The organism is Metallibacterium scheffleri (genome assembly GCF_002077135.1).
Lineage (GTDB): Bacteria > Pseudomonadota > Gammaproteobacteria > Xanthomonadales > Rhodanobacteraceae > Metallibacterium > Metallibacterium scheffleri.
In genome coordinates this window covers 471,344-495,387 of sequence record NZ_LDOS01000002.1, presented here as the reverse complement: position 1 = coordinate 495,387, position 24,044 = coordinate 471,344, and the positions used below count along the sequence as shown (strand labels likewise).

The 24,044-nt window shown below is 68.1% G+C and carries 26 protein-coding genes; 8 read left to right on the top strand and 18 right to left on the bottom strand.

Annotated features, from left to right (window positions below; all coding sequences use genetic code 11):
* Positions 1 to 224: 224 nt before the first annotated feature.
* The 15 genes from hflC to Mschef_RS07330 all read right to left on the bottom strand — a co-directional run bounded on the left by hflC (position 225) and on the right by Mschef_RS07330 (position 15,838).
* Positions 225 to 1,088: a protease modulator HflC gene (gene hflC / locus Mschef_RS07400; RefSeq protein ID WP_081127189.1), complete on the bottom strand. Its 864-nt coding sequence runs from the start codon at positions 1,086 to 1,088 to the stop codon at positions 225 to 227.
* A complete protein-coding gene (gene hflK / locus Mschef_RS07395; protein WP_081127188.1) occupies positions 1,085 to 2,224 on the bottom strand; it encodes an FtsH protease activity modulator HflK in 1,140 nt (379 codons plus the stop codon). The genes hflC and hflK overlap by 4 nt, the downstream gene beginning before the upstream one ends.
* A 244-nt stretch (positions 2,225 to 2,468) precedes the next feature.
* Positions 2,469 to 3,758 carry a ribosome rescue GTPase HflX gene (gene hflX, locus Mschef_RS07390; protein WP_081127187.1) on the bottom strand — a complete coding sequence of 430 codons (1,290 nt, stop codon included), beginning with the start codon at positions 3,756 to 3,758 and terminating at the stop codon, positions 2,469 to 2,471.
* A 5-nt stretch (positions 3,759 to 3,763) separates the two neighbouring features.
* On the bottom strand, positions 3,764 to 4,027 hold the full coding sequence (gene hfq, locus Mschef_RS07385) for an RNA chaperone Hfq (RefSeq protein ID WP_081127186.1): 264 nt from the start codon (positions 4,025 to 4,027) through the stop codon (positions 3,764 to 3,766).
* A gap of 75 nt (positions 4,028 to 4,102) precedes the next feature.
* Complete coding sequence (gene miaA, locus Mschef_RS07380; protein WP_242426545.1) at positions 4,103 to 5,038, bottom strand: tRNA (adenosine(37)-N6)-dimethylallyltransferase MiaA; 936 nt, start codon at positions 5,036 to 5,038, stop codon at positions 4,103 to 4,105.
* A 52-nt stretch (positions 5,039 to 5,090) separates the two neighbouring features.
* Positions 5,091 to 6,704, bottom strand: a complete 1,614-nt coding sequence (locus Mschef_RS07375) for a tetratricopeptide repeat-containing sulfotransferase family protein (RefSeq protein WP_136256413.1) — start codon at positions 6,702 to 6,704, stop codon at positions 5,091 to 5,093.
* A gap of 7 nt (positions 6,705 to 6,711) precedes the next feature.
* Positions 6,712 to 7,362 (bottom strand): DNA-3-methyladenine glycosylase family protein, encoded by a 651-nt coding sequence (locus tag Mschef_RS07370; RefSeq protein WP_081129900.1) that lies wholly within the window; start codon positions 7,360 to 7,362, stop codon positions 6,712 to 6,714.
* 108 nt (positions 7,363 to 7,470) lie between these two features.
* Positions 7,471 to 7,872, bottom strand: coding sequence for a DUF423 domain-containing protein (locus Mschef_RS07365; protein ID WP_081127183.1), 402 nt, complete (start codon positions 7,870 to 7,872; stop codon positions 7,471 to 7,473).
* Positions 7,869 to 8,981: a DUF4340 domain-containing protein gene (locus Mschef_RS07360; RefSeq protein WP_136256414.1), complete on the bottom strand. Its 1,113-nt coding sequence runs from the start codon at positions 8,979 to 8,981 to the stop codon at positions 7,869 to 7,871. Before Mschef_RS07360 ends, Mschef_RS07365 begins: the two co-directional genes overlap by 4 nt.
* Entirely contained in the window at positions 8,978 to 10,792 is a 1,815-nt protein-coding gene (locus tag Mschef_RS07355) for a Gldg family protein (RefSeq protein ID WP_081127181.1), read from the bottom strand. The genes Mschef_RS07360 and Mschef_RS07355 overlap by 4 nt, the downstream gene beginning before the upstream one ends.
* Positions 10,792 to 11,526: an ABC transporter permease gene (locus tag Mschef_RS07350; protein ID WP_081127180.1), complete on the bottom strand. Its 735-nt coding sequence runs from the start codon at positions 11,524 to 11,526 to the stop codon at positions 10,792 to 10,794. The genes Mschef_RS07355 and Mschef_RS07350 overlap by 1 nt, the downstream gene beginning before the upstream one ends.
* A complete protein-coding gene (locus Mschef_RS07345; RefSeq protein WP_338093151.1) occupies positions 11,523 to 12,506 on the bottom strand; it encodes an ABC transporter ATP-binding protein in 984 nt (327 codons plus the stop codon). Before Mschef_RS07345 ends, Mschef_RS07350 begins: the two co-directional genes overlap by 4 nt.
* A 48-nt stretch (positions 12,507 to 12,554) precedes the next feature.
* Positions 12,555 to 13,871 (bottom strand): SRPBCC family protein, encoded by a 1,317-nt coding sequence (locus tag Mschef_RS07340; RefSeq protein ID WP_081127179.1) that lies wholly within the window; start codon positions 13,869 to 13,871, stop codon positions 12,555 to 12,557.
* Positions 13,872 to 14,030: 159 nt separating this feature from the next.
* Positions 14,031 to 14,672, bottom strand: a complete 642-nt coding sequence (locus Mschef_RS07335) for a response regulator (protein WP_081127178.1) — start codon at positions 14,670 to 14,672, stop codon at positions 14,031 to 14,033.
* Positions 14,669 to 15,838 (bottom strand): sensor histidine kinase, encoded by a 1,170-nt coding sequence (locus tag Mschef_RS07330; RefSeq protein ID WP_081129898.1) that lies wholly within the window; start codon positions 15,836 to 15,838, stop codon positions 14,669 to 14,671. The genes Mschef_RS07335 and Mschef_RS07330 overlap by 4 nt, the downstream gene beginning before the upstream one ends.
* 148 nt (positions 15,839 to 15,986) lie before the next feature.
* On the opposite strand from Mschef_RS07330, the gene Mschef_RS07325 reads away from it, so the two are divergent.
* From Mschef_RS07325 to Mschef_RS07290, 8 genes are all read left to right on the top strand, one after another.
* Positions 15,987 to 16,592, top strand: a complete 606-nt coding sequence (locus tag Mschef_RS07325) for a GNAT family N-acetyltransferase (protein ID WP_081127177.1) — start codon at positions 15,987 to 15,989, stop codon at positions 16,590 to 16,592.
* Between the two features lie 7 nt (positions 16,593 to 16,599).
* Positions 16,600 to 17,388: a septum site-determining protein MinC gene (gene minC, locus Mschef_RS07320; protein ID WP_081127176.1), complete on the top strand. Its 789-nt coding sequence runs from the start codon at positions 16,600 to 16,602 to the stop codon at positions 17,386 to 17,388.
* A gap of 51 nt (positions 17,389 to 17,439) precedes the next feature.
* A complete protein-coding gene (gene minD, locus Mschef_RS07315; RefSeq protein WP_081127175.1) occupies positions 17,440 to 18,252 on the top strand; it encodes a septum site-determining protein MinD in 813 nt (270 codons plus the stop codon).
* A 2-nt stretch (positions 18,253 to 18,254) separates the two neighbouring features.
* A complete protein-coding gene (gene minE / locus Mschef_RS07310; RefSeq protein ID WP_081127174.1) occupies positions 18,255 to 18,524 on the top strand; it encodes a cell division topological specificity factor MinE in 270 nt (89 codons plus the stop codon).
* Positions 18,525 to 18,773: 249 nt separating this feature from the next.
* Positions 18,774 to 19,238 carry a hypothetical protein gene (locus Mschef_RS07305; RefSeq protein WP_081127173.1) on the top strand — a complete coding sequence of 155 codons (465 nt, stop codon included), beginning with the start codon at positions 18,774 to 18,776 and terminating at the stop codon, positions 19,236 to 19,238.
* 33 nt (positions 19,239 to 19,271) lie between these two features.
* Positions 19,272 to 20,369: a 3,4-dihydroxy-2-butanone-4-phosphate synthase gene (gene ribB / locus Mschef_RS07300; RefSeq protein WP_081127172.1), complete on the top strand. Its 1,098-nt coding sequence runs from the start codon at positions 19,272 to 19,274 to the stop codon at positions 20,367 to 20,369.
* A 101-nt stretch (positions 20,370 to 20,470) separates the two neighbouring features.
* Positions 20,471 to 20,845, top strand: a complete 375-nt coding sequence (locus Mschef_RS07295; RefSeq protein ID WP_081127171.1) for a hypothetical protein — start codon at positions 20,471 to 20,473, stop codon at positions 20,843 to 20,845.
* Between the two features lie 34 nt (positions 20,846 to 20,879).
* Positions 20,880 to 21,632 (top strand): M90 family metallopeptidase, encoded by a 753-nt coding sequence (locus Mschef_RS07290; protein ID WP_242426486.1) that lies wholly within the window; start codon positions 20,880 to 20,882, stop codon positions 21,630 to 21,632.
* A 15-nt stretch (positions 21,633 to 21,647) separates the two neighbouring features.
* Here Mschef_RS07290 and Mschef_RS07285 read toward each other — a convergent pair whose 3' ends face one another.
* The 3 genes from Mschef_RS07285 to Mschef_RS07275 are packed head-to-tail and all read right to left on the bottom strand — an operon-like array spanning position 21,648 to position 23,978.
* A complete protein-coding gene (locus tag Mschef_RS07285) occupies positions 21,648 to 23,045 on the bottom strand; it encodes an ATP-binding protein (RefSeq protein ID WP_081127169.1) in 1,398 nt (465 codons plus the stop codon).
* Entirely contained in the window at positions 23,035 to 23,727 is a 693-nt protein-coding gene (locus Mschef_RS07280) for a response regulator transcription factor (protein ID WP_081127168.1), read from the bottom strand. Before Mschef_RS07280 ends, Mschef_RS07285 begins: the two co-directional genes overlap by 11 nt.
* Positions 23,727 to 23,978: a PepSY domain-containing protein gene (locus Mschef_RS07275; RefSeq protein ID WP_136256416.1), complete on the bottom strand. Its 252-nt coding sequence runs from the start codon at positions 23,976 to 23,978 to the stop codon at positions 23,727 to 23,729. Before Mschef_RS07275 ends, Mschef_RS07280 begins: the two co-directional genes overlap by 1 nt.
* Positions 23,979 to 24,044 lie beyond the last annotated feature (66 nt).

Sequence of the window (24,044 nt, the reverse complement as noted above, 5' to 3'; positions counted from 1 at the left end):
GGGTGGCGCCGGCACGGCCTTCCATGACCGTGCGCTCGGGCCCGCGCGAACTGCTATCCGCAGCAGTTCGCAAACGCGGACTCTCGCCCCCGCTGGGCGCCCGGAATGACTACGGATTGACCCATGACGTTCTCGCTTCGATTCGGTGGGTGCCATGCGGCGCAGACCCGCCTACGCACACGACTCGTCCAGCGCCATGCGGCACAGGAAACCGCGAGCCCGGCTCACTGCCCTGGCGCGTCGAAGTAGTGCAGGAACTCGGAGTTCGGCTTGAGCAGCAGCACGCCGTGGCCTTGGCCGAAGCTGCGTCGATAGGCTTCCAGTGAACGGTAGAAATCGAAGAACTTCGGGTCCTGGCCGTAGGCCTTGGCGTAGATCTCGGCCGCCTGCGCGTCACCCTGACCGCGCAATTCCGAGGCCTGACTATCGGCTTGCGCCACCAGCACCTGCGCCTGTTTGTCGGCATCGGCACGGATCTTCGCGGCAGCTTCCTCGCCGCTGGAACGCAACGCATTGGCCAGGCTCATGCGCTCGGCGCTCATGCGCTTGAATACCGACTCGCTGACCGATTCGGGCAGGTCGATCTGCTTGATGCGCACATCGACGATCTGCACGCCCAGCGTGCGCATGGCAGAGTTGTTGGCCTGATCGCGCACGCGCTTGGTCACATCGTTGCGGCCACCCGACACCAGTTCATCCAGAGGCAATGCGCTGAACTCGAAACGCAATGCGTCCTTGACCATGGGGCTGAGGCGCGCCTCGGCCTGCGTCTCGCTGCCCGCAGTGGACTGGTAGAACAACGCGGGATTGGCCACGCGCCATTTCACGTAGAAATCGACGTTGACCACTTTCTTTTCGGCGGTGAAGTAGCGCTCCGGCTGCGCATTGAGGGTCAGGATGCGCTTGTCGAATTTCACGTCTTCCTGCACGAACGGCAGCTTGAAATACAGGCCAGGCTTGTAATCACTGCGCACGATGCGCCCGAACTGCAGCAGCAATGCCGACTGATCCTGACGCACGGTGAACATGCTGTTGTAACCGAGCAGCACCAGCAACACGGCGATGGCGATGAGGATGGGCTTGCTCATGACTGACCTCCCTGCGTGCTGCCGGACGCGCTGATCGGAACCGCGCTTTGCGGCACCACCGCCGAGCTGCTGCTGGCCGCGGGCGCCTGCAATTCAGCGCCTACGCCCGGCAGTAGTGCCGTGGGTGTGGCCGGAGCGGGCGCGCCGCCTGAATGCGGCAGGGGCAGGTAGATCAGGTTGCGGCCCGTGCCCTCATCGACCACCTTGGTGTTGGCGGCCATGATCTGTTCGATGGTTTCCAGCCACAGGCGCTTGCGCGTCACTGCGGGCGCGGCGTGGTATTCCTTGAGCATGGCCAGGAAGCGCTGCGACTCACCTTGCGCACGCACCTCGCGGGTGATCTCGTAAGCCTGTGCGCCGGCGACGATACGCGCCGCGTTGCCGCGTGCCTCGGGCAGGATCTTGCTGGCGTAGGCCTTGGCCTCGTCCTCGATGCGCTGCTTGTCCTCGCGCGCGCGGTTGACGTCGTCGAACGCGGCTTTCACCTCGGCCGGCGGCGAAATGTTCTGGAAATTGACCTCGGTGATGGTGATGCCGGTGTTGTAGCTGTTGAGCAATTGCTGCAGGGACTGTTGCGTGGCCGCCACCATGGCCGCGCCCTCGCCGGACAGGATCGTGTCCATGGTGCTGGCGCCGACCACGCGTCGCACGGCGGCCTCGGCGGCCTGACGCACGGCCTCGTCCGGATCCTGCATCGAGAACAGATACTGCTCGGCGTTGTTGACCTGGTACTGGATGTTGAAATCGACCTGCACGATGTTCTCGTCCTTGGTCAGCATCTGCATCTTGTCCGAGACCGAGCGCACCGAGGTCATGTCGACCTTGCGCACGGTATCGATCGGGCGCGGTAGAACGAAATGGAAACCGGGTGGCAGGGTGCTCTGGTAGGCACCGAAGCGCGTGACCACACCCACCTGGCTGGCATTGATCACCGTCCACGAATCAAACAGCAGCCACGCCAGCAACAGGGCGACGATGATCGTGCCGATGCTGCCAACACCGCCACCACCACCGCGAAAACTGCCCAGACGCTGACGCAGGCGCTTCAGCCAGGCCTCGAGATCGGGGCTCTTGCCACCACCACTACCGCGTCCCCATGGGTCGCGTTGGCCGCCGCCGGGTTCATTCCAGGCCATGTTGTGTCACTCGTCAGATGAATGTTCAGGGCTGTGCACATCGCGCATCGACCGCGCCTGCGCGCGCAACCGAAGCCGCCGTGCTGCACGGATCCGGTACCGTCCAGGCTCGCTGCGCGGCAAGCGCTGCAGCATTGCCTGGCACCACGGGCGGCACATGTCCCGAAGGGCTTGCGCCGCGCAACCGTGGCATTTTAGCAGCCCTGCGCAACCTGCCGGGGGCGTGCATGACAAAAGACCGGGTTCACGGCAGCGGGCCGAGCAGCGCATTCAGCGCGGCGCCCGCATGGGCGCGCAAAGGCTCCAGCACGCTGCGCGGTGCGTCGATCCGCAAATGCCAGCCACGATCGTCGAACTCCTCGCTGACCAGCGCACCCAGCGTCTTGAGCCGCGCGTGCAAGCGCCCGGCGGCGGCATCGAGATGCAGCTCGCCACGCACGCGCACGCCGCCGAGGCGCTCGCCGAGCGCGCTGCGCAGCAGGTCCAGGCCTGACCCACATGCCGCTGCCAGCCACACGCGCTGCGCATCACCAGCCCCGTCGCGGTCCAGTGACGGTCGCTGCTCGAGCAGATCGATCTTGTTCATGACCTGCAACTGGGGCACCGCACCGGCGCCGATTTCCTCAAGTACCTCGTTGACCACCTTGATGTGCTGCTCGCGCTCGGTGTCCGCGGCGTCGGTGACGTGCAGCAGCAGATCGGCGTCGCGCGCCTCGGACAGCGTGGCGCGAAACGCGGCCACCAGATCATGCGGCAACTTGCGCACGAAACCGACCGTATCCGCCAGCACCAGCGGACCACAGCTCAGGTCATCGATGCGGCGCACGGTCGGATCGAGCGTGGCGAACAGCTTGTTGGCGGTATAGACCTCGGCGCGCGTCAAGGCATTGAACAGCGTCGATTTGCCGGCATTGGTGTAACCGACCAGCGCCACGCGCAGCACGCCGCCATCGAGGCGCGCGCGGCGCTGCTGGCCGCGCTGCGTGCGCACTTTTTCGAGGCGCCGCTGCAATTGCTTGACGCGCTCGCCGAGCAGGCGGCGGTCGGTTTCCAGCTGCGTCTCACCGGGGCCGCGCATGCCGATGCCGCCGCGCTGGCGCTCGAGATGGGTCCAGCCGCGCACCAGGCGCGTGGCCAGGTGCTTGAGTTGTGCCAGTTCGACCTCGAGCTTGCCCTCGTGCGAGCGCGCGCGCTGCGCGAAGATATCCAGGATCAACCCCGCGCGATCCACCACGCGTACGCCCAGATGCGCTTCAAGGTTGCGCTCCTGCACTGGGCTGAGTGCGTGATCAACCAGCACCAGATCGGCATCCAGCGCCGCGATGAGGGTTTTCAGCTCGTCGGCCTTGCCACTACCGATGTAGAAACGCGGATTGGGCGTGTCGACGCGCGCGCCGACACGCTCCAGCACCTCCGCGCCGGCCGAGCGCGCCAGTTCCTCGAACTCGCGCGCGTCGGCTTCGGCATCACCGCCGCCGCGCGCATGCGGCAGCACCAGCAGCGCGCGTTCGCCTTTCTTGCCGCGTTCAAACAGGGTTTTCAGGTTTTATCTTCCTGTGCTTCGGACGCGTTCTCGGCGTCGTCTTCGTTGCCCACGCGCACCGCGCGCGACGGCACCACGGTGGAAATGGCATGCTTGTAGACCATCTGGCTGACCTGGTTGCGCAACAGCACCACGAACTGGTCGAACGATTCGATGGTGCCCTGCAACTTGATGCCGTTGACCAGGTACACCGAGACCGGAATGCGCTCACGGCGCAATACGTTCAAGAATGGATCCTGCAGCGATTGTCCTTTCGACATTTGACTACCCCTCGCAAGCGGGTCGGCCAAAAGAGCACGTCGCACCGGCGACGGTCCCGACCCAACGCCACAAGTTTAACGCAAGCCCGTGGCGCAGCCGCGATCCGCAGCGACGATAAAATCACGCACCAGCGCCACGGCACGCGTGACCCGATCGGCAGCGAACGGCTCCAGTACCTGGATACCGGCCTCGGCGCGCAACCAGGTGAGCTGGCGCTTGGCCAATTGCCGGCTGGCGTGGATGGCGTGCATGCGGAACTCCGCGAAATCAGTCGCTTGCTCCAGATGCACCCAGGCCTGCCGATACCCCACCGCGCGCAAGGCAGGCAACCCGGCGTGCAGGTCGCCGCGCGCGCGCAGGCGTCGCACTTCATCGAGAAAACCGGCGTCCAGCATCGCGTCGAAACGCTCGGCGATGCGCTGGCGCAGCGCAGCGCGGTCCTGCGGCAGCAGCGCCAGCTTCAACACACGCCACGGCAACACTTCACCGCCGCGCTCCTGCAATGCGCTGAGCGTCTGGCCGCTTTGCGTGATCACTTCCAGCGCACGCTGGATGCGCTGCGCATCGTTCGGCCGGATGCGTTGCGCGGCGGGCGCGTCCAGCGCGGCGAGGCGCGCGTGCAGCGCTGGCCAGCCCTGCGCGGCCGCGGCGGCGGCCAACTGCGTGCGCAACACGGGATCCGCCGCAGGCAGCAGCGACAGGCCGTGCTCCAGCGCGCGAAAGTACAGACCACTGCCGCCGACCAGCAGCGGCACGCGGCCGGCCGCGTGCGCGGCCCGCATCGCCTGCAGCGCATCGACGCGGAACTCGGCGGCCGAGTAAGGCTGCGCCGGATCACGCAGATCCAGCAATGCATGCGGATAGCGCGCCCGCGTGGCCGCGTCGGGCTTGGCCGTACCGATATCCATGCCGCGATAGACCAGCGCCGAATCGACGCTGATCAGCGCCAGCGGAAATGCATCGGCCAGCGCGCAGGCCAACGCGGTCTTGCCGCTGGCGGTGGGGCCCATCAGGAAAATCGCCGGCGGCAGCGCAGTGCGGTCCTCGCTCACGGGCCGCCGCTCATGTCCAGGACTCTGGAATCGTATCCAGCAACTCGGGCAGATGCGGCACCCAGCGCTGCCACGCCTCCAGCGCATCGCGGTGCACCTTCTGCCGCGCCTGCCAGACACTGGCGGTGCGGATCGACGCAGGCACCGCCGGCACCGTGCCGACATCGGCTTCGGGCAGGTCGAGAAACGCATGCAGCTCGGCCAGCACGACCTCGGTGTCGCTGACCAGACGTGCGTAATCCAGCGCGTAGAACGGCACCGGCAGCGTCGCGCGCCAGTGCCGCATCAACCGCGCCTCGCCGCGCGCGAACGCGGCGATGTCGGCAAAATCATAGGCGTAGCCGTTGTCCATGTGCGCGAACATCTGCCGGTAGATCGACAACGCCGTGGCGCGCGCGGCACGCTGACAATGGATCACGCGCAGTCCGGGCAGCAGCGCCGCGGCCATGCCGAGATGGCGGAAGTTGAGCGGGTTCTTGTCCACGATCACGCGCGCCGGCGCATCGTCGCGGCGCAATTGCGCCGCGTACAGCGTCGTGGACTCGCGCATCTGCATGGCCTGGCGGCCGCCTGTTTCCACCTGCAAGGCCAACTGCGCCAGCCAGTTCAGCTCGCCACGATTACGCACCTCGGGATGCCGCGCCAGCAAGTGGGCGACGAGCGTGGTGCCGGTGCGCGGCAAGCCGACGATCAGCACCGGAGTGAAGCCGAGCCGCTGCGCCTGCACCTCCGGCGCGGGCTGATCGATCTGGCGCTGCACGTAGGCATCGAAGCCGCGCGCCGACCACTCCACGCGCGGGCGCATGGCTGCGTTGGCGGCACGCAGTTGCGACGCGGCCTGATCGAACGCATCGACATCAGCCAGCACCTTGGCCCAGGCGAAGCGCGCGGCGATGCCGACCTCGCTGGACGGATCGGATCCGCAGGCGGTCTGCTCGATCAGGCGCGCGTCGGCCTCGTCGCGCTGCCGGAAGCGGTGTGCTGCGGCCAGGCGCAGCCAGCCCGGGGCATAGTGCGGCTGCAGCGCCAGCGCGCGGCGCAGGTGCACGCGCGCCTGCTCGAAACGGCCCAGTTCCAGCGCCAGCTCGCCAGCGGCGGCGTGCACCTTGCCATCCTCGGGCGTCTGCCTGAGCATGCGCTGGGCCAGCTCCAGCGCGCCGCGCGCGTCATCGCATTCGCGCACGAATGCCAGCGCCTCGCGCAGTTGCGCGGGGCTCGGCAAGGCCGGCAGCGAATCCAGCGCCAGTTGTGCCGCCGCCTGCAAACGACCCTCACCACGCAGCAAATGCGCCAGCGAAGCCGCCGCGCCGGCATGCGTCGGCTGCACCGCCAGCACCGCGCGCAGCTCGCGCTCGGCGGCGTGACGCTCACCCACCAAACGCAGACCATTGCCCAGCAGATAACGCAGTTCGAGCTGCCCGGGGTGGCGCTGCAAGCCCTGTTCGGCCAGCGCGATGCCGGCACCCGCGGCCAGTTGCTGCAGCAAGCCCTGCACCAGCACCGTCCAGTCGTTCGCGCCGGGCGTGGCGGCAAGCAGTGCGCGCAGCAGATTGTCATAGGCAGCACCCGTACCCAGGCGCTGGTTGTCGCCGCGAAACCTCGCCAGCAGCGCGTCACTATCCATCACGCCATCACGCGTGATCGCGGCGTGCGTGCTCGACCACGCGCCACAGATAAAAACCGGCCAGGCTGCGGTACGGCGCCCAGCAGGCCCCGCGCGCGGCCAGCGCGCGCGCATTGGGCGCCATCTCGAGTTCATCGACCAGCGCCGCACCCTGACGCACGCCCAGATCATCCAGCGGCAGCACATCCGGACGCCCGAGGCGGAACATCAGCAGCATCTCCACGGTCCAGCGGCCGATGCCGCGCACCGGCGTCAACGCGGCGATGATGTCCGCATCGCTCATGCGTTCCAGTGCGGCCGCGCCGGGAATCGCGCCGGCCTGCGCACGCGCACCCAGATCACGCAGCGCCGCCAGTTTGTTGCCGGACACTCCGGCGCCGCGCAGCGCGGCATCCGGCAGTGCCTGCAGCCCCGCCGCGCTGATCTGCGCGCGCGGCATCAGCGCGACCACGCGCGCGGTGATCGTCGCTGCGGCCTTGCCGGACAACTGCTGGTGCAGGACCGAGCGCGCCAGCGCATCCACGGTATGGAAGCGCGCGTTGAAATCGAACTCGAGCGGCCCGATGCGGTGCATCCAGCGCGCCAGGCGCGCGTCGCTGCGACGCAGATGCGCGTGCGCGAGTGCCAGATCAAAGCCACGCGGCGTGCGCGTCGTCATGTCGATGTCCCCGGTGTGCGCCGTGTGCGGCGCAGCGCGTGAATTGTCGCTGCTGTGCACGCCACGCTCAACCGGGGCTGGCGCAGGTGCAGGCGCGAGGCAGCATGTTCAGCCTGGACGGCGCAGACACGCTGCACCGAGCGCCAACCAGCCAAGGATCAGGGCCACGCCACCGAACGGCGTGATCAGCCCGATCCAGCGTGGCGCACCCAGCGCCAGCGCATACAGGCTGCCGCAAAACAACAGCATGCCCAGCATCAGCGCGTTGCGCGCCACTTGCCGCGCACGGCCGGCGGGCACCGCCAGCACCACCAGCGCGAGCGCCAGCGCGTGCCAGAACTGGTACTCCACCGCGATATGCCACACCGCCAGCAACGGCGCCGACAAACGCCCCTGCAGCGCGTGCGCGCCAAGCGCACCAAGTGCCACCGCGCTGGCGCCGAAAACCGCCACGGCCCAGGCCTCGAAGCGGCTGTGCGCCGCGCCAGATGGATGCGATGCTGCGTTCATGGTGCGCCTCGCAAGGCTGCCCACGCAGCCGCTGTGGGTGGTGGTCGCAATGCCGCCTGCACGGACGCCCGGCCCGATGCCGCGGGCGGCATGGTGAGCGGCGGCGCGGTTCGCGGCCGCGTGTCTTTGGCATCCAGTGCGTCGCGCAACAGCGACCAGATGCCTGGCACCAGTTGCCAGGTGTGCGCCTGTACGCGCGCCGCGGTGCGCGCCAAACCTGCCGCAGCCTCGGGCGGCAGGCCACCGACCGGCGCCTGGATCGAGAGATTGCCCAGCGCATGACCATCGCGGCCGCGCCACGCACTCAACGTCAGCAGGCTGCCGTCGCTGAGCAGCGCGCGCAGTCGCAAGGCCTGCGGCGGCGTGGCGACGCGCGCATACACGCCGCTGTAATCCAGGCCGTCGAAAATGCCCAGCAGCAACGCGCCGCGTGCCAGCGGCTGGCGCAGGCCGCGCGGTGCCGTCACCACGCGCGGCGCGCCGTCGAGGCTGCGATCAAGCAGGAAACGCGCGCCGCGCGGGCTGATCAGGTCGATCTGCAAGACCGCGCTGGCAGGCAGGGACAGCAGCGGATGCTGCATCCAGTCCACCGCACGGCTCGGCGGCGCGAGATCACCCGCGACCAGCAGGCTTTGCCGGTGCCCGCGCAGGCGCACGAAGGTGCCCTGCTGGCGCGCGTCGTAGCGGCCGATCAATACCTGTGGCCAAGCCAGCGATCCGGACAGTTGCAATGCCAGACCCGCGCCCGGCTGGCCGGGATCGGCCACGTCGAGCAATGCATAGCGCGAGGGCAGGCGCGTCTTGGCCGCAAGGATGCGCGCACGCGCCAGCCGTGTCAGCCAGGTCTGCACCAGCTCGGCATCGGCCGGCGCGCCGAGCTGCTGCACCCACCAGCCGCGTGTGCCGCGCAACAGGCTCACGCCGGGAGCGTGCGCCGGTTGCACTTCGATGCGGGTCACGCGTGCGTTGTCGCTGGCCATCTGCGGCAGCAACAATTGTCCGGCGACACCGGCAGAAGGCGGCGGAGCATGGCGACCGGGGCCGAATGCATCCAGCAGCAGCGCCAACAGCGCCACCGCGAACAGCACACCCAGCGCGCGCCAGCTCATGGCGCCGCGCTCCCGCGCCAGCGCCGCCACGCCATCAACAGCAGACCGAACACGGCGATCAGCGCCGGCAGCAGGAAAATATCCAGCGTCTCGATACGCCACTGCAAACTCAGGATGCGCGTATCGAGATGGCGTTCGATGCGCCGCAATTCGTTGCGGATGTCGCGCCGCTTTTCACTGGCGGCGTGGTACTCGGCCTCGTGCAGCCTGTCGCTGGTTCCACCCGCACTGCGCACCTGCTCGATCTCCAGCAGACGCTGCTCGGCGGCATCGAGTTGCTGCTGCAGCGCCAGCCGGCGTTCGCGGAATGCCTGCTCGGCCTCGGCGCGCAGCGCACGCAGGCGCGTGAACGGGCGTGCCGCCACGGCGCGGCCGCGGATCGAGATCAGCGCGCTGGAACCGCTGAGGTTGTCGATCACGTTGAGGAAAAAGTCACCATTGTTGGCAAACGGACTGGTCAGCGTCTGGCCGAAGAACGGCAGCAGCTGTACCCACAAGCGGTCGCTGAGCAGGTCAGTGTCGGCGACCAGCACGATATCGGCCTGCTGCGCACCCGGCGCCAGCGCACCGGTCAGGCGCGCGGCCAGCACGTAGCGGCCGCGCGCCGGGCGCAGATTGTCCAGCAGCGCCTGCGGATCGGGCGTGTCCAGCACGCGCTGCACCGAGACATTGCCGGCATCACCACTGGATTGCAGCAGCGGCACCAGGCGCAGCCGCGCATGTTCGGTTTGCTCGAAGCTGCCGATGGTCGACACATTGATGCTGCGCAGGCCGGCGGTGATCACGTCGTCGTGGCTGAGCTCGGCGCGGCCCAGCCCGAGCACCGCGGGATCGGGTTCCGGCGCCGCGCCAGCTTGCGGCGACACGCTGCGCGCCAGGGTCGGATCGAGCACCACGCGATCCGGATCGAAACTCACGCCCCATTCCGCAAACAGGGGCCGCAATGCGTGCCAGCTGGCCTGCGCGCTGGCCACGGCCTGCGCCGGCGGCAGGGTTTCCGGATCTGGATCGATGAACAGAGCCAGGTGCCCCCCGCGCAGCAGGAATGCGCGGATCGCCTGCACCGCGCCGGCACCGAGCATGTCCGGCTGCACCAGCAGCAGCACGCGCACATCGGCGGGAATCGCGGTCAGCGTGCGGCCATCCAGCGGCTGCACGCGAAACAACTGCCCGAGCTGCTGAAACGCCGTCCACGGCGGCAGCCCCGGCGCTTCCATGCCGGTGGCCGGTTCGCCTTCCACCGGCAGGCCGCTGATCAGGCCGACCACAGGCCGTTGCGGGGTGACCAGCTCATGGATCAGGCGCGCCACGTCGTATTCGAGAAACGCTTCCTTGTCCGGCTGCAGGAATGGAATATCGGCGATGCCGGTGGTGGCATTGGTGCCGACCAGGCCGAAAATCACGCGCTGCCCCTCCGGCCCCACCGGCAGCGCGCTGAGGCCGGCGGCCAGCGCGCGATCCTCGGCCGCGGAATAAGGCCGTGGGTCGACCAGAGCGAGGCGCACGCGCCCCTGCGAAACGCGCGCGACCTCACGCAGCAGCGTCTGCACACGCTGCGCGTAAGCACGCAGTTGCGGCAGATCGCGCGCGGAGTGGCGCGAGAAATACAGTGTCAGTTGCACCGGCTCGCGCGGCGATCGCGCGATGTCGCGCGTACCCGGCGCCAGGGTGTAGATGTGATCCTGGGTGAGATCGATCTGCACACCGTCCAGCAGACGCGTGCCGATCTGCACCACGGCCACGTACAGCACCGCCAGCGCCAGCAGCGCGAGCACGAGGCGCAAGACGCGCGTGGACGCAACAACGCGCATCAGTCGGCCTCGATGTGTTTCAGCAGCAGGGCGCCGGCGCCCAGCCAGACCGCGATGGTGACCACGAAAAACAGCACATCGCCCAGGTCCAGCACGCCACGCGCGATATGCTGAAAATGCGCCAGCATGCTGAACTCAAGCAGCGTTTGCAGCACGCCTGACGGCAACTGCGGCGCCAGCGCATCCTGCACCTGCGGCGCGCCGCTGAGCATGTAGGCCAGCCCCACCAGCAAGCTGAGCACGAAGGCCACGACCTGGTTGCGCGTCGCCGCCGACAGGCAGGCGCCCACCGCCAGCAGCGCGCCACCCAGCAGCATGCTGCCCAGATAGGCCGCCAGGATGGCACCGTTGTCCGGATGGCCGAGGTAGTTCACCGTCAGCCACAGCGGAAAGGTCAGCATCAGCGCCAGCGCCACGAACAGCCACGCCGCCAGAAACTTGCCCAGCATCGCCGCCAGCGGAGTCAGCGGCAGTGTCAGCAACAACTCGAACGTGCCGCCACGGCGCTCCTCGGCCCACAGGCGCATGCTCGCCGCGGGCACCAGCACCAGCAGCAGCCACGGCACGAAGATGAAAAACGCGGTCAGATCGGCTTGCCCGCGCGGGAAAAAATCACCCAGGAAAAAAGTGCACACGCCGGCCAGCAGCAGGAACGCGATGAGGAACAGCCACGCCACCGGGGTGGTCCAATACGCATGCAGCTCGCGTCCCAGCACCGCGCGCAGGCCCCTCATGGCGAGGACTCGACGGCGTCGGTTTCGGTCATGCTGCGGAACACGTCGTCCATGCGTCCGCCTTCCAGCACCAGTTCACGCGGCTGCACCTGGTAACTGGCCAGCAGGGCCTGCACCCTGGGCAACAGTTCACGCCCGGGTTTGGGCAGCACGGTGACGCGTCCGCTCAGCGCGTCGATCTCGACCGTATCGACCTCGGGCAACAGACCCAGCGCGGCACGTACCGGGCCGGCGGCCGGCGCGGTGAAACTCACTGCGCCACGATAGCGCGAACGCGCCACGAACTCGGCCGGCGTGGTGTCGGTCAACAGGCGCCCCTGTACCAGCAGCGCGAGGCGATTGCACAACTGCGGCACGTCTTCGAGCAGATGCGTGGAAACGATGATCGCGCGCTCGCGTGCCAGACCGCGCAACAGTTTGCGCACACTGGCCTGCTGGTTGGGGTCCAGACCGTCGGTGGGTTCGTCGAGGATCAGCGCCGGCGGATCGTGCAGGATGGCTTGCGCCAGTCCGACCCGGCGCCGCTGACCCTTGGACAGCGTGCCGATGGTCTGCCCCAGCAGGTTCTCCAGTTCCAGCGCCTGCACTACGTGCGTGTAGCGCTGTGCCAGGTGCGCGCGGCGCAGGCCGCGCACACGCGCCACGAACATCAGCAGCGCATGCACGCTCATTTCCGCGTACAACGGCGCACCCTCGGGCAGATAGCCCAGCACGCGCCGTGCCGCCAGTGCCTGACGCTGCACGTCGTGGCCGCCAATGCGCGCACGGCCGACATCCGGCGCGAGCACGCCCGCAAGCATGCGCAACGTGGTGGTCTTGCCGGCGCCATTGGGGCCGAGCAAGCCGAGGATCTGTCCCGGACGCACGCTCAGGCTCAGTCCCTGCACGGCGCAGCGCGCGCCAAAACTGCGTTGTAGGGATTCGGCTTCGATCATGTTGCCAGGCGCGCGCTGCGCGCCACGCACAGGACGCTTCCGCATGCAACGGAAGCGCCCTGGAGATGCACGACGAAGGTCAACCCGCGGCGATCAGCCGGCCGTCGCCGCGACCGCCGGCAGCACACTGGTCGCGCTGGCGGGAGCACCCGCCGAGGCTCCTGCCGCAACACTGGCCGCGACCGCTGGCGCCGCGCTGCCGGCAGCGGCTGGTTGCGCGCTCTGCCCCGGCACCGCATCCGGGCCCCAGGTTAGCGGCAGGTAAACCGCGTAACCGCCCATGCCGGTGTTCGGATCGACTTCGCTGGTGACCACGTCATACAACCGGTGCGTGTTGGGATCGAATGCGTAGCCATGGGTCTGCGCATAAGCCTCGAGATTCAGGCGCATCAGCGGCAGGCTGGCCGGGCTGGCCTGCATGTCGGCTTCCAGCGCCTTGCCGCCGAAGGCCATGCGCGCCGAGACTTTGCCGGCGACGACGAGCGCACCGTTCTTCTCCCAGGTGCCCGGCTGGGCCGTGTTGCCGGCCGCCGCCGCATCCGGCGTACCCGGCTGGGTCAGGTCGTAGCTCTGCCCGGCCACGGTCAGCGTGCTGGTGCTGATCGGCACGGCGATATCGAACGCATAGTTCTGGTCGCCGTAATCGGTGGTCACGGTGATGCGCGGACCGGCCTGGGTCACGCCCAGTTTCTTCATCGCCGCATCGATTTCGGTCAGCGCCTTCTGCGTGGCGCTGGAGACATCCTCCAGCGTGCGCTTGGCGCGCGTGGACACGAACAACACGGCCTGTGGCTTGGTCTCGACGATGCGCGGCTGCAGGTCGTTGTAGGAAACATTGGGAATCGAGGCCAGCACGTTCTGCAGGTTACCCAGCGTGTATTGCACGAACGCCGCCGGCTCGCCATGGATGTACAGACGCGAGTAGCGATCGATCAGATTCCAGCCATAGTCGACCTTGTAGCGCATGGTCACCCTGACCAGGCGATCGTTGCTGCCGGAACGCTCCAGCTCGACGATGATGCGCTTGTTGTGCCCATCCCAGTCATTGGTCAGCGCCCAGTCGATTTCGGCGCTGCCCTGGGTCGACACCTGGCTGGCGCCAGGCTGGTCCTTGGTGATGGTCAGTGTGCCGTCACCGACCTTGGAGACCTTGCTGCTCCAGCTCACTTTGGCGCCCACGCCATAGGCCGGGCCGGAGAACGTGAACCGGGTATTGGGGTCGTAGGCGCGCAGCACACCGAAATCGGGAAAGCGCCGGAAGTTGCTGAGGATGTCGTAAACCTGACGGAAATCATGGCTGACCTCGACCGAGCGCGAGGTAGAACCGTGGTCCGGCATCACCACCCCGACCACGAGGTAAAGGATCGCAACCATGAGCAGGGCGACGATAATTTCAAGAGCACGCATCATTCGGACAGTCTCCGCAGCCGTTCGGGGCCGGGCACGGGGTGCCGGCGGGTTGGGCAACAACGGCAGGTACCAATGACCCGCAGCTGAAGCACGGATGGTAACGGCAAGATATGGCGAACGCCATCCGCGGCGCAGCGCGACAGGTCGCGCGGCATGCGCTCAGACGATGCCCAGCTCCAGCGCCTTGAGCACCGCGCGCGTGCGGTCGCGCACGCCCAGCTTGGACAGGATGTTGGACACGTGATTTTTCACCGTGCCCTCGGCCACGGCCAGCGAGTTGGCGATTTCCTTGTTGCTGTAGCCGCCGGCCATCAGGCGCAGGATCTCGGTTTCGCGCTCGGTCAGCGGATCGGGCTGCTCCAGGCTCTGGAACTGCGTGCCCATGCGCTCGATCCCGGCCTTGAGGCGCTGCGTCACCACCGGCGACACCAGCGAGCCGCCCGCGGCCACCGTGCGCACCGCCTCGACCAGTTGCTCCAGCGACACGTCCTTGAGCAGATAGCCGCGCGCGCCGGCCTTGAGCCCGGCCAGCACCAGTTGATCGTCATCGAACGTAGTCAGGATCACGGTCGGCGGCAGCGCATTCCTGGCGGCCAGCGCCTGCAGTACCTCGATGCCGTTCATGCCCGGCATGCGCATGTCCAGCAGCACCACGTCCGGGCGCAGCTTGGGGATGGTTTCCAGCGCCTGCGCGCCATCGCCGCATTCGGCCACCACGCGGATGTCATCAGCCAGATCCAGCAGCGAGCGAATGCCTTGGCGCACCAGGGTCTGATCGTCCACCAGGCACACGTTGATCATGCGATTTTCTCCATAGGCAACCACGCCGTAAGCGCGAATCCATGTCCGGGCGCGGCACTGATCAGCAGCCGGCCGCCGGCCGCGGCCAGGCGCTCGCGCATGCCATTGAGGCCGTTGCCGGGTCGAATCGTACCCGCACCGCGGCCATCGTCGCGCGCATCCAGCTTCAATTCGCCGGCCTCGGTGCGGCTGAAACTCAGCCACAGATTGCGCGCGCCGGAATGGCGCGCGGTGTTGGTCAGGATTTCCTGCACCGTGCGCAACATCACCTGCGCGCGTTGCGGCTCATCCACGCTGAACGCGGGCGGCAGGTCCAGATGTACCTGCACCGTGGGCACCCCCTCGATCAGGCTGCGCAACGCTTGGCTCAGGTCCAGCGCCTCGCCCTGGCGCAGCTCGCTGACCACTTCGCGCACATCGCCCAGCAACTGCCTGGCGATGGCTTGCGCCTGGCGCACCGGGCCGACTTCCGCCGGCGCCACGCGGTGGCTGGCCACCTCCAGATTCAGCGTCAGCGCGGTGAGATGGTGGCCGAGCAGATCGTGCAGCTCGCGTGCGATGCGCATGCGCTCGCCGATGCGGCTGGATTCGGCCAGCAGCACGCGCGTGGCGCGCAGTTCGGAATTGAGCCGGCGCTGCTCCTCGCGCGCATCGTCCTGTTGCCGCGCCACCATCGAGGTGACGAACATCAGCGTGGCGAAACCGAGGTACAACGCTGCCTGCAGCGTCGCCGTACCCCAGCCGAAACCGGGAAAACCGGCAAACACCGGGATCAGTGCCATGTTCTGCAGCACCAGCCAGGCGATACCGATCGGCAGCGGCAAGGTCCATGGCAATGCCACCGCCACCACGACCAGCAGCAGCGCCGACAGGCCGCTGTGGCTGAACCAGCCCACACCGATGGCGGTCGCGGTCAGCACGCCGAGGCCGAGAATCTTCAGTACCGGATGGCGGCGCGAACCCAGGCGCCGTGTCAGCAGCCAGTACACGATGCCGAACACCACGTAGCACAGCAGCAGCAACCCCAGGCCGATATCGGGGTGACTGAACGCACTGACGCGCTCCAGCGTCCAATCCACGCGCAGTAGCGGAATGCCCGTGCACAAGTAGGTGAACAGCCCCGTGTAACGCAGCAGACGGGTGTGATTGACGGCAGGCCAGCGCATGCGCCGCATTCATGCACGGGCACTCGCGCAAGGCAAGCACTGCGATCCGCGCGGGCGCTCGCGGCAGCGCAACTTGGCGGCATCGCATCGCATGCAATAATGCTGCGTCGCCGGGCGCTGCATGGCCCCGCATCACCGGGAGTAAGGCATGAATCTGGCGCTGCGCGAGGCCTGCGAGAACGATCTGGACGCCGTGCTGGCGATCAACAACGCGGCCGGCCCCGGGATCCTGCCACTCGACGGCGAGCACCTGCGGCGCTTGTACGCCAACGCCGATTATTTCCGCATCGCCGAGGTCGATGGCCACGCCGCCGGATTTCTGCTCGCCTTCCGCGAGCACGCCGCGCACGACAGCCCCAACTTTAACTGGTTCGCCGAACGCCATCCCGCGTTCGTCTATATCGACCGCGTGGTGATCGCCGGCAACATGCGTGGCCATGGTCTCGGCCGCGTGTTCTACGCTGATGTGCACAGCTACGCCGAGGTACGTGTGCCGCTGCTGACCTGCGAGGTATTCCTCGAGCCGCCCAACGACGCGGTGGTGCTGTTCCATGGCACCTATGGCTTCCGCGAACTCGGCCAGCAGGTGATGCCGGACATCGGGCGCCGCGTCAGCCTGCTGGGCAAGGAACTGTGCAGTTTCGCGTTCGTGCGCGATACGTATCTGGCGCAAGGCGGCCTGCCCGATCTGCCCTGGCTACGCAGCCGCGACGTGCCGGCACGCGCCCCGCGCCGCGCCGCGGCACAGGCCTGACGCGCGCATGGCGGCCAAATCCGTGACCGACAGCGTGTGCGATCTGCGCTTCGGCCAGGTCGGCATCGCCAACGTGCGCGTCACCGGCAACAATCCTGCCGCGTTGCAGGCGGCACTCGCCGAACGCGTGCACAAGGCGCCGCAATTGTTCGCGCGCGCCGCAGTGGTGCTGGATCTGGGGCATTTGCAGGAAGACATCGACCGCGACGCCTGCGCCGCCCTGCTCGACGCGGTACGCGCCGCCGGCATGCTGCCGGTGGCACTGGCCTACGGCACCCGCCACATCGAGGCACTGGCACAGGCGCTGGACCTGCCGCTGATCGCCAAGTTCCGTGCCGCCTACGAACCCGCGCTGGCTGACACCGCTGCGGCGCCAGCGCCCGAACCCGCGCCGATGCCGCGCCGCGCCCGCGCGGCTGAAGCCGAAGCCGCGCCAGCCGCCGTCAGCCCTGCCGCCGCCAGCGCCCCGACCCTGCACCACGCCCAGGCGGTGCGCTCGGGTCAGCAGGTGTACGCCGAGGCGCGCGATCTGGTGGTCACCGCCAACGTCGCCGCCGGCGCCGAGGTGATCAGCGACGGCAGCATCCACATCTACGGCAGCCTGCGTGGCCGCGCCCTCGCCGGCGCTGGCGGCAACGAACAGGCGCGCATCTACTGCCAGTCCTTCCACGCCGATCTGGTGTCCATCGCCGGCCGCTACCGCAATTTCGAGGAAATTCCCGATGACCTCGAGGGCCGCGCTGTGCAATGCTGGCTGGAGGGGGAAAAATTGCTGATTGCACGCCTGGACCACTAGCCGTGCAGCCGACCAATCCACAATGAACACGGCAATACGGGAGACAATGCTTTGACCGAGACCATCGTCGTCACCTCCGGCAAAGGAGGTGTAGGCAAGACCACGACCAGCGCTTCGCTGGCCACAGGCCTCGCCATGCAAGGCAAGAAAGTCGCGGTCATCGATTTCGACGTGGGCCTGCGCAACCTCGACTTGATCATGGGCTGCGAGCGGCGCGTGGTGTATGACTTCGTCAACGTCATCCACCAGGAAGCCACGCTCAAGCAATCGCTGATCCGCGACAAGCGCCACGACAACCTGTACGTGCTGGCGGCCTCGCAGACACGCGACAAGGAGGCGCTGACCCAGGATGGCGTGGGCCGCGTGCTCGATGAACTCAAGGCCGACGGTTTCGACTACATCGTCTGCGATTCACCGGCCGGCATCGAGAAAGGCGCGTTCCTGGCCATGTACTTCGCCGATCGCGCGCTGGTGGTGGTCAACCCCGAGGTGTCCAGCGTGCGCGACTCCGACCGCATTCTCGGCCTGCTGTCCAGCAAGACCCGCCACGCCGAATCCGGCAAGGGCGGCGTGCCCGCGCACCTGCTGCTGACGCGCTACAACCCCGAACGCGTCGGCAGCGGGCAGATGCTCAGCATTAGCGATGTCGAGGAAGTGCTGGGCCTGCCGGTGCTGGGCGTGATCCCCGAGCACGACAGCGTGCTCAGCGCCTCCAACCAGGGCGTGCCGGTGATCCTCGACGCGACCTCCAACGCCGGCCAGGCCTATGTCGATGCCATCGCGCGGCTGCTCGGCGAGGAACGCCCGATGCGCTTCACCGAGGCGGCGAAAAAGGGCCTGTTCAAGCGGATGTTCGGGAGTTGAGCATGGGCATCCTCGACTTTCTCAAGGCGCGGCCGAAGAACACCGCCAACATCGCCAAGGAGCGCCTGCGCATCATCGTCTCGCAGGAGCGCTCCTCGCGCGGCTCGCCCGACTATCTGCCGCTGCTGCGCACCGAACTGCTCGCGGTCATCCGCAAATACGTGCACGTCGAGCTGGACGCGATCAACATCCAGGTCGAGCGCGACGGCGAGCACGAGGTGCTGGAGCTGTCCGTGGCGCTGCCCGAGCACAAGCCGGGCGCGACGACCTGACTCGTCGGGGCTCGGGACTCGGGTGTGGACCCCGCCGTCGCGCGGAGCTACATCATCCTCGTCATCCCCGGGCGCGCGCTGCGCGAACCGGGGATCCAGTCCGCTGTCGTGTGGCTTGCAACTGGATGTCCGCCTGCGCGGGCATGACGACGTGAGAGAACTCGGGGCTCGGGGCTCGGGACTCGATCAATGGCCTGCTACTCCACGCACACGGCTCGACCGCATACCACCTGTCCTTGCAGCCTGCCCATGCCCTCCGTCCTGCTGGTATCTGATCTGGGTTTCGCCGCGCCGCGCGCGCTGCTGGCGCGTCACGGACTGCGACTGGTCGAAGTCGCGCCCGGCGCGGCCATACCCGGCAGCTACTGGGGTGAGTGCGAGGCCGGCGTCATCGGCGGCACGGTGTTCGCGCGCGCGGACACGCCGCTGCATTCGCTGCTGCACGAGGCCTGCCACCTGCTCGTGTTGCCGCCCGCGCGCCGCGCGCGGGTGCACACCGACGCCACCGACTCGATCGAGGAAGAAGACGCGACCTGCTACCTGCAGATCGTGCTGGCCGATGCCCTGCCCGGCGTCGGCCGCGCGCGCATGCAGGCCGACATGGACGCTTGGGGATACAGTTTTCGCCTCGGCAGCGCGCACGCGTGGTTCGAGCAGGACGCCAGCGAGGCCCGGCAACTGCTGATCGCGCGCGGCCTGATCGGCGCGGCGTAAAATCGCCGTTCCCACCGCGCGGCGACACGCATCATGGCCTTCGACAGCATCCCCGAGATCCTCGACGACATCCGCGCCGGGCGCATGGTGATCATGGTCGACGACGAGGACCGCGAGAACGAGGGCGACCTGATCATGGCCGCCGAAAAAGTGCGCCCCGAGGACATCAACTTCATGGCACGCGAAGGCCGCGGCCTGATTTGCCTCGCGCTCACCGAGCAGCGCTGCCGGCAACTGGGCCTGCGCCCGATGGTCAGCGACAACACCTCCTCGCACCACACCAACTTCACCGTGTCGATCGAGGCCGCCGAGGGCGTGACCACCGGCATTTCGGCCTACGACCGCGCGCACACCGTGCAAGTCGCCGTGCGCGATGGCGCGCGCGCCGAGGATCTGGCTCAGCCAGGCCACATCTTTCCGCTGGCCGCGCAGCCCGGCGGCGTGCTCACCCGCGCCGGCCACACCGAGGCGTCCAGTGATCTTGCCGGTCTCGCCGGACTGGAGCCGGCCGGCGTGCTGGTGGAAGTCCTCAACAGCGACGGCAGCATGGCGCGACGCCCGCAACTGGAAGCCTTCGCGCGCCAGCACGGCCTGCGCATCGGCAGCATCGCCGAGCTGATCCGCTACCGCCTGACCACCGAGAAAACCATCGAGCGCGTCCATGCCGCGCCGACGCAAACCGAGTTCGGCACGTTCCAACTGATCGCCTACCGCGACCTGCTGCGCCGCGGCCTGCACTTCGCGCTGGTGCGCGGCGAGGTCGCCGGCGACAGCCCGGTGCTGGTGCGCGTGCATGCGCGCAACACGCTGTCCGACGTGCTGCACCTGATGCGCGAGGATCTGGGCCTGACCCTGACCGCTGCCCTGCGCCGCATCGCCAGCGAAGACCGTGGCGTGGTGGTGGTGCTGGCCGGCGACGACAGCGCCGAGGCCCTGCTGCAGCGCCTGCACGGCCCCGCGCCGCACGACGCCAGCCGCCAGGCCGCGCAGCAGGAATGGCGACAACTGGGCCAGGGTGCGCAAATTCTCGCCGACCTTGGCGTGCGCCGCCTGCGCGTGCTCGGCACCCCGCGCAAGCTGGTCGGCCTGGCCGGCTTCGATCTGCAGGTGGTGGAATACCTCAACGCGTGAACCTCGAAGTCGGTGCTGGATGGTGCGCGCCACCCTCTGACTGGCACGCCACGCGTTTATTTGCGAGGATGCCGTACTTGACGCTGGTACGGAGCACACGCATGAAGGCTGTTGCCCTGTTCGCTGGTTTGCTGCTAAGCACTGTGGCCGCGTGCGCGTGCGCACAGGCAGCCGATGGCCTGCCCGTGCTGCGCGGCGATCGCGCCAAACCGGTGGCGTCGGGTGGAGATCTGCTGCCTGCCGCAGTGGGCGTTGGCGGCCCCGCGTCCGGCACGCCTGCAGCGCGCGCGCCAGCCGCCGCGCGGCGCGCGCCCCCGACCGCGACACGACCCGTGCCGACACGCGCCGCAGGCGGTGATGCCGGCGGTGACGGCGCCGCGCGACTGCCCGACGCGAACAGCCGCGCGCCCGCGCAACCGCTGCGCGCACGGCCGGTGCTGAGCTGGCAGTCGCTGCTGCCAGGCTCGATCCAGTAACTGGCCCATCCCGCTGGGTGGCTGGTTTGCCGCGTTGCGCGCACGACTGTTTTCGGTGCGCGCGATCCCCGACCCGATCTGGCGCGACGCGCTCGCCGCCGCGCCCTTGTGCGCGGCGCTGGATGGCGCGCGGCAGCAGCGCCTGCGTGTGCTGTGCGCGCAATTCCTCGCGCACAAGCGCTTCAGTGCCGAGGCCGGCGCGCAACTTGACGACCTGCGCTGCCTGCTGATCGCGCAGCAAGCCTGCCTGCCGGTACTGGAACTCGGCTTCGCCGCGCTGCACGGCTGGCGCGAGGTGATTGTGTATCCGGGCGAGTTCCGCGTGCGCCACCCGCGCCAGGATCGCAGCACCGGCGTGATCACCGAGCAGGACGAAACCCTGATCGGCGAAGCCTGGGCGCGCGGCCCGGTGGTGCTGTCGTGGGCCAGCGTCAGCCACGATCTGGCGCATCCCCATGATGGCTTCAACGTGGTCGTGCACGAGATCGCGCACAAGCTCGATCAGCTCGACGGCGCCATGGACGGCGTGCCGGCACTGCCACCCGGACTGTCGCGGCACGTGTGGCTCGACGTTTTCCAGCGCGCCTTCGATCACTTGCAGCGCCAGCTCGACAACGGCCAGCACGGCGCCATCGATGCCTACGCGGCCACCAATCCCGAGGAATATTTCGCGGTCACCAGCGAGCTGCATTTTTCGCGGCCGGTGCAACTGGCGCAGGCCGCGCCCGAGGTGGCGCGCCTGCTCACCGGCCTGTATGGCGCGCCGCCGGCTGCGCTCGTGCCTTGAAGGTCGCCGCGGCGCTCAGCGGATCGGCGGAAAGCGCAGACTGAAACGTGCGCCGCCCAGTGCCGCGGAGCGGTCCACGCCCATCTCGGCACGGTAGGCATGTACCAGATCGACCACGATGGCCAGGCCGATGCCATGGCCTTGCACGCGCTCGTCGCCGCGCACGCCGCGCTGCAACAGGCGCTCGACGCGCTCGGGCGGAATGCCGGGGCCATCGTCCTCGACGACGATCTCCAGGCCTTCGCGCAGCGCCGTGGCGTCGAGCAGGCGGTGCACGCTGAGCAGCACGCGCGAGCGCGCCCACTTGAAGCCGTTCTCGGTGAGGTTGCCCAGCAGTTCCAGCAGGTCGCCCTCGGGACCGAAGAACCGGGCTTCGGGATCGATATCGAACTCGCACAGGATGCGCCGCACGGCGTGAACCTTCTCCAGACCCTGCACCAGCGCCTCGGCGTGCGCGGCCACCGGCACCGGCGCGGCGAAGGTCTGCCGGCCCTTGGCTGCGGCACGCGACAGTTGATACGCGATGATGCTGTCCATGCGCCGCACCTGTTCCAGCACGTCGTGGCACACCTGCGGCGGCGGTGCGTCGTCGGCGCCGGATTCGAAGCGCGCGCGGATCACCGCCAATGGGGTTTTCAGGCTGTGCGCCAGATCCGCCAGCGTGTGGCGCTGGCGCTCGAGGGTTTCGCGCTCGCTCTGGATGATGGTGTTGAGGCCGCGGGTGAGGCCGGACAGCTCGCGCGGATAGTCGCTGGACAAGGCGCTGGACTCGCCGCGCTGCACGCGGCGCAATTCCTGGCGCACCCGGCTCAGCGGCGACAGGCTCCAGCGCAGCAGCATTTGCTGCATGGCCAGCAGCGCCACGCCCAGACCGAGCAGCCATAGCGCCAGGGTGCGCCGGTATGCGCCGATCTGGCGCTCGAAGGCCTGATCGGATTCGGCGATATGCAGGGTCAGGCGCAGCGGCGCGCGGTGCGGGATGTCCCAGGCCACGCCCTCGCTCAGCACGAATACATGGCCCATGGCCATGCTCGACAGCGGGCCGCGAAAATCCACCTGTCCGGGCGCGAGATCACCCGTGAACGGCAAATCGCGCCCGCGCGCCGAACGCGATGCCCAGCGTACGCCTCGGCTATCGGTGACGACCGCGTACAAGCCGGAGCCGGGGCGATCGAAATCCGGTTGCGGTGGCGCATCCGGCGGAATCAGCGTGCCGTCGCGACGCACGTCGAAGCCAGCCAGGTATGCGTAGAAATAACTCTGCAGGCGATCGCGCTCGGCGGTCAGCGTGCCCTCGTAATAGGCGCGGTCCAGGGCGAAACCGGTGACCCCCAGAAACGCGACCAGCGCCAGCAGCGAGGCCAGCGCCGAACGCGCGAGCAGCGACAGCGGTCGTGTCGGATCAGTCCTCATCGGCCTCGCTGCGCGGGATGGCGAAGCGATAGCCGCGGCCACGCACGGTCTCGATGGGCTTCAGCGAGCCGTCCGCGTCGAGCTTGCGGCGCAGACGCCCGATGAACACCTCGAGCACGTTCGAGTCGCGATCGAAATCCTGCTGGTAGATGTGCTCGGTCAGGTCGGCCTTGGACACCAGCTCGCCGGCATGCAGCATCAGGTATTCCAGCACCTTGTACTCGTAGCTGGTCAGATCGGCCGGCTTGCCATCGACCGTGACCATCTGCGCGGTGGTGTCCAGCAATACCGGCCCACAGCGCAACTGCGGCTTGGACCAGCCGCTGGCGCGCCGCACCAGCGCGTTGATGCGCGCCAGCAGTTCCTCGACGTGAAATGGCTTGACCAAGTAATCGTCGGCGCCATATTTCAGTGCCTCGACCTTGTCCTGCCACGAACTGCGCGCGGTCAGGATCAGGATCGGAAAGCGCTGCCCGACCTCGCGCAGCGCCTTGACCAGCTCCATGCCCGACATCTTGGGCAGGCCCAGGTCGATGATCGCCAGGTCAAACGGCACCTCGCGGCCCTGGAACAGGCCGTCCTCGCCATCGACGGCCATGTCCACGGCGTAGCCATCGCGCTTCAGGCGCGCCGCCAGCGTCTCGCGCAACGGGGCTTCGTCTTCCACCAGCAGAATGCGCATCAGCGTTTCTCCTTCAGTTCGGTCTTGATCTGGACCACCTTGACCACGCCTGCGGGCGTGATCACCTTGATGCGATAAATCACCTCACGCCGGCCCACGCGGATGCTGTCCGCCGCCAGCACCTTGCCGCCGGTCTCGCGCTGCACCTTGGCCACGGCCTGATCGAGCGTGATCGCGGGCTTGTCGGCGGCGTGCGCCAGACCGGCCAACATCATCAGAGCGGGAACCAGCAGGATACGGAACGGTGGCATGGCGGTATGGTAGTTCAGCTTGTTCAGCTAGCTTGCCCCGTTCCGGGCGCGCGCGTCGGAATCGCG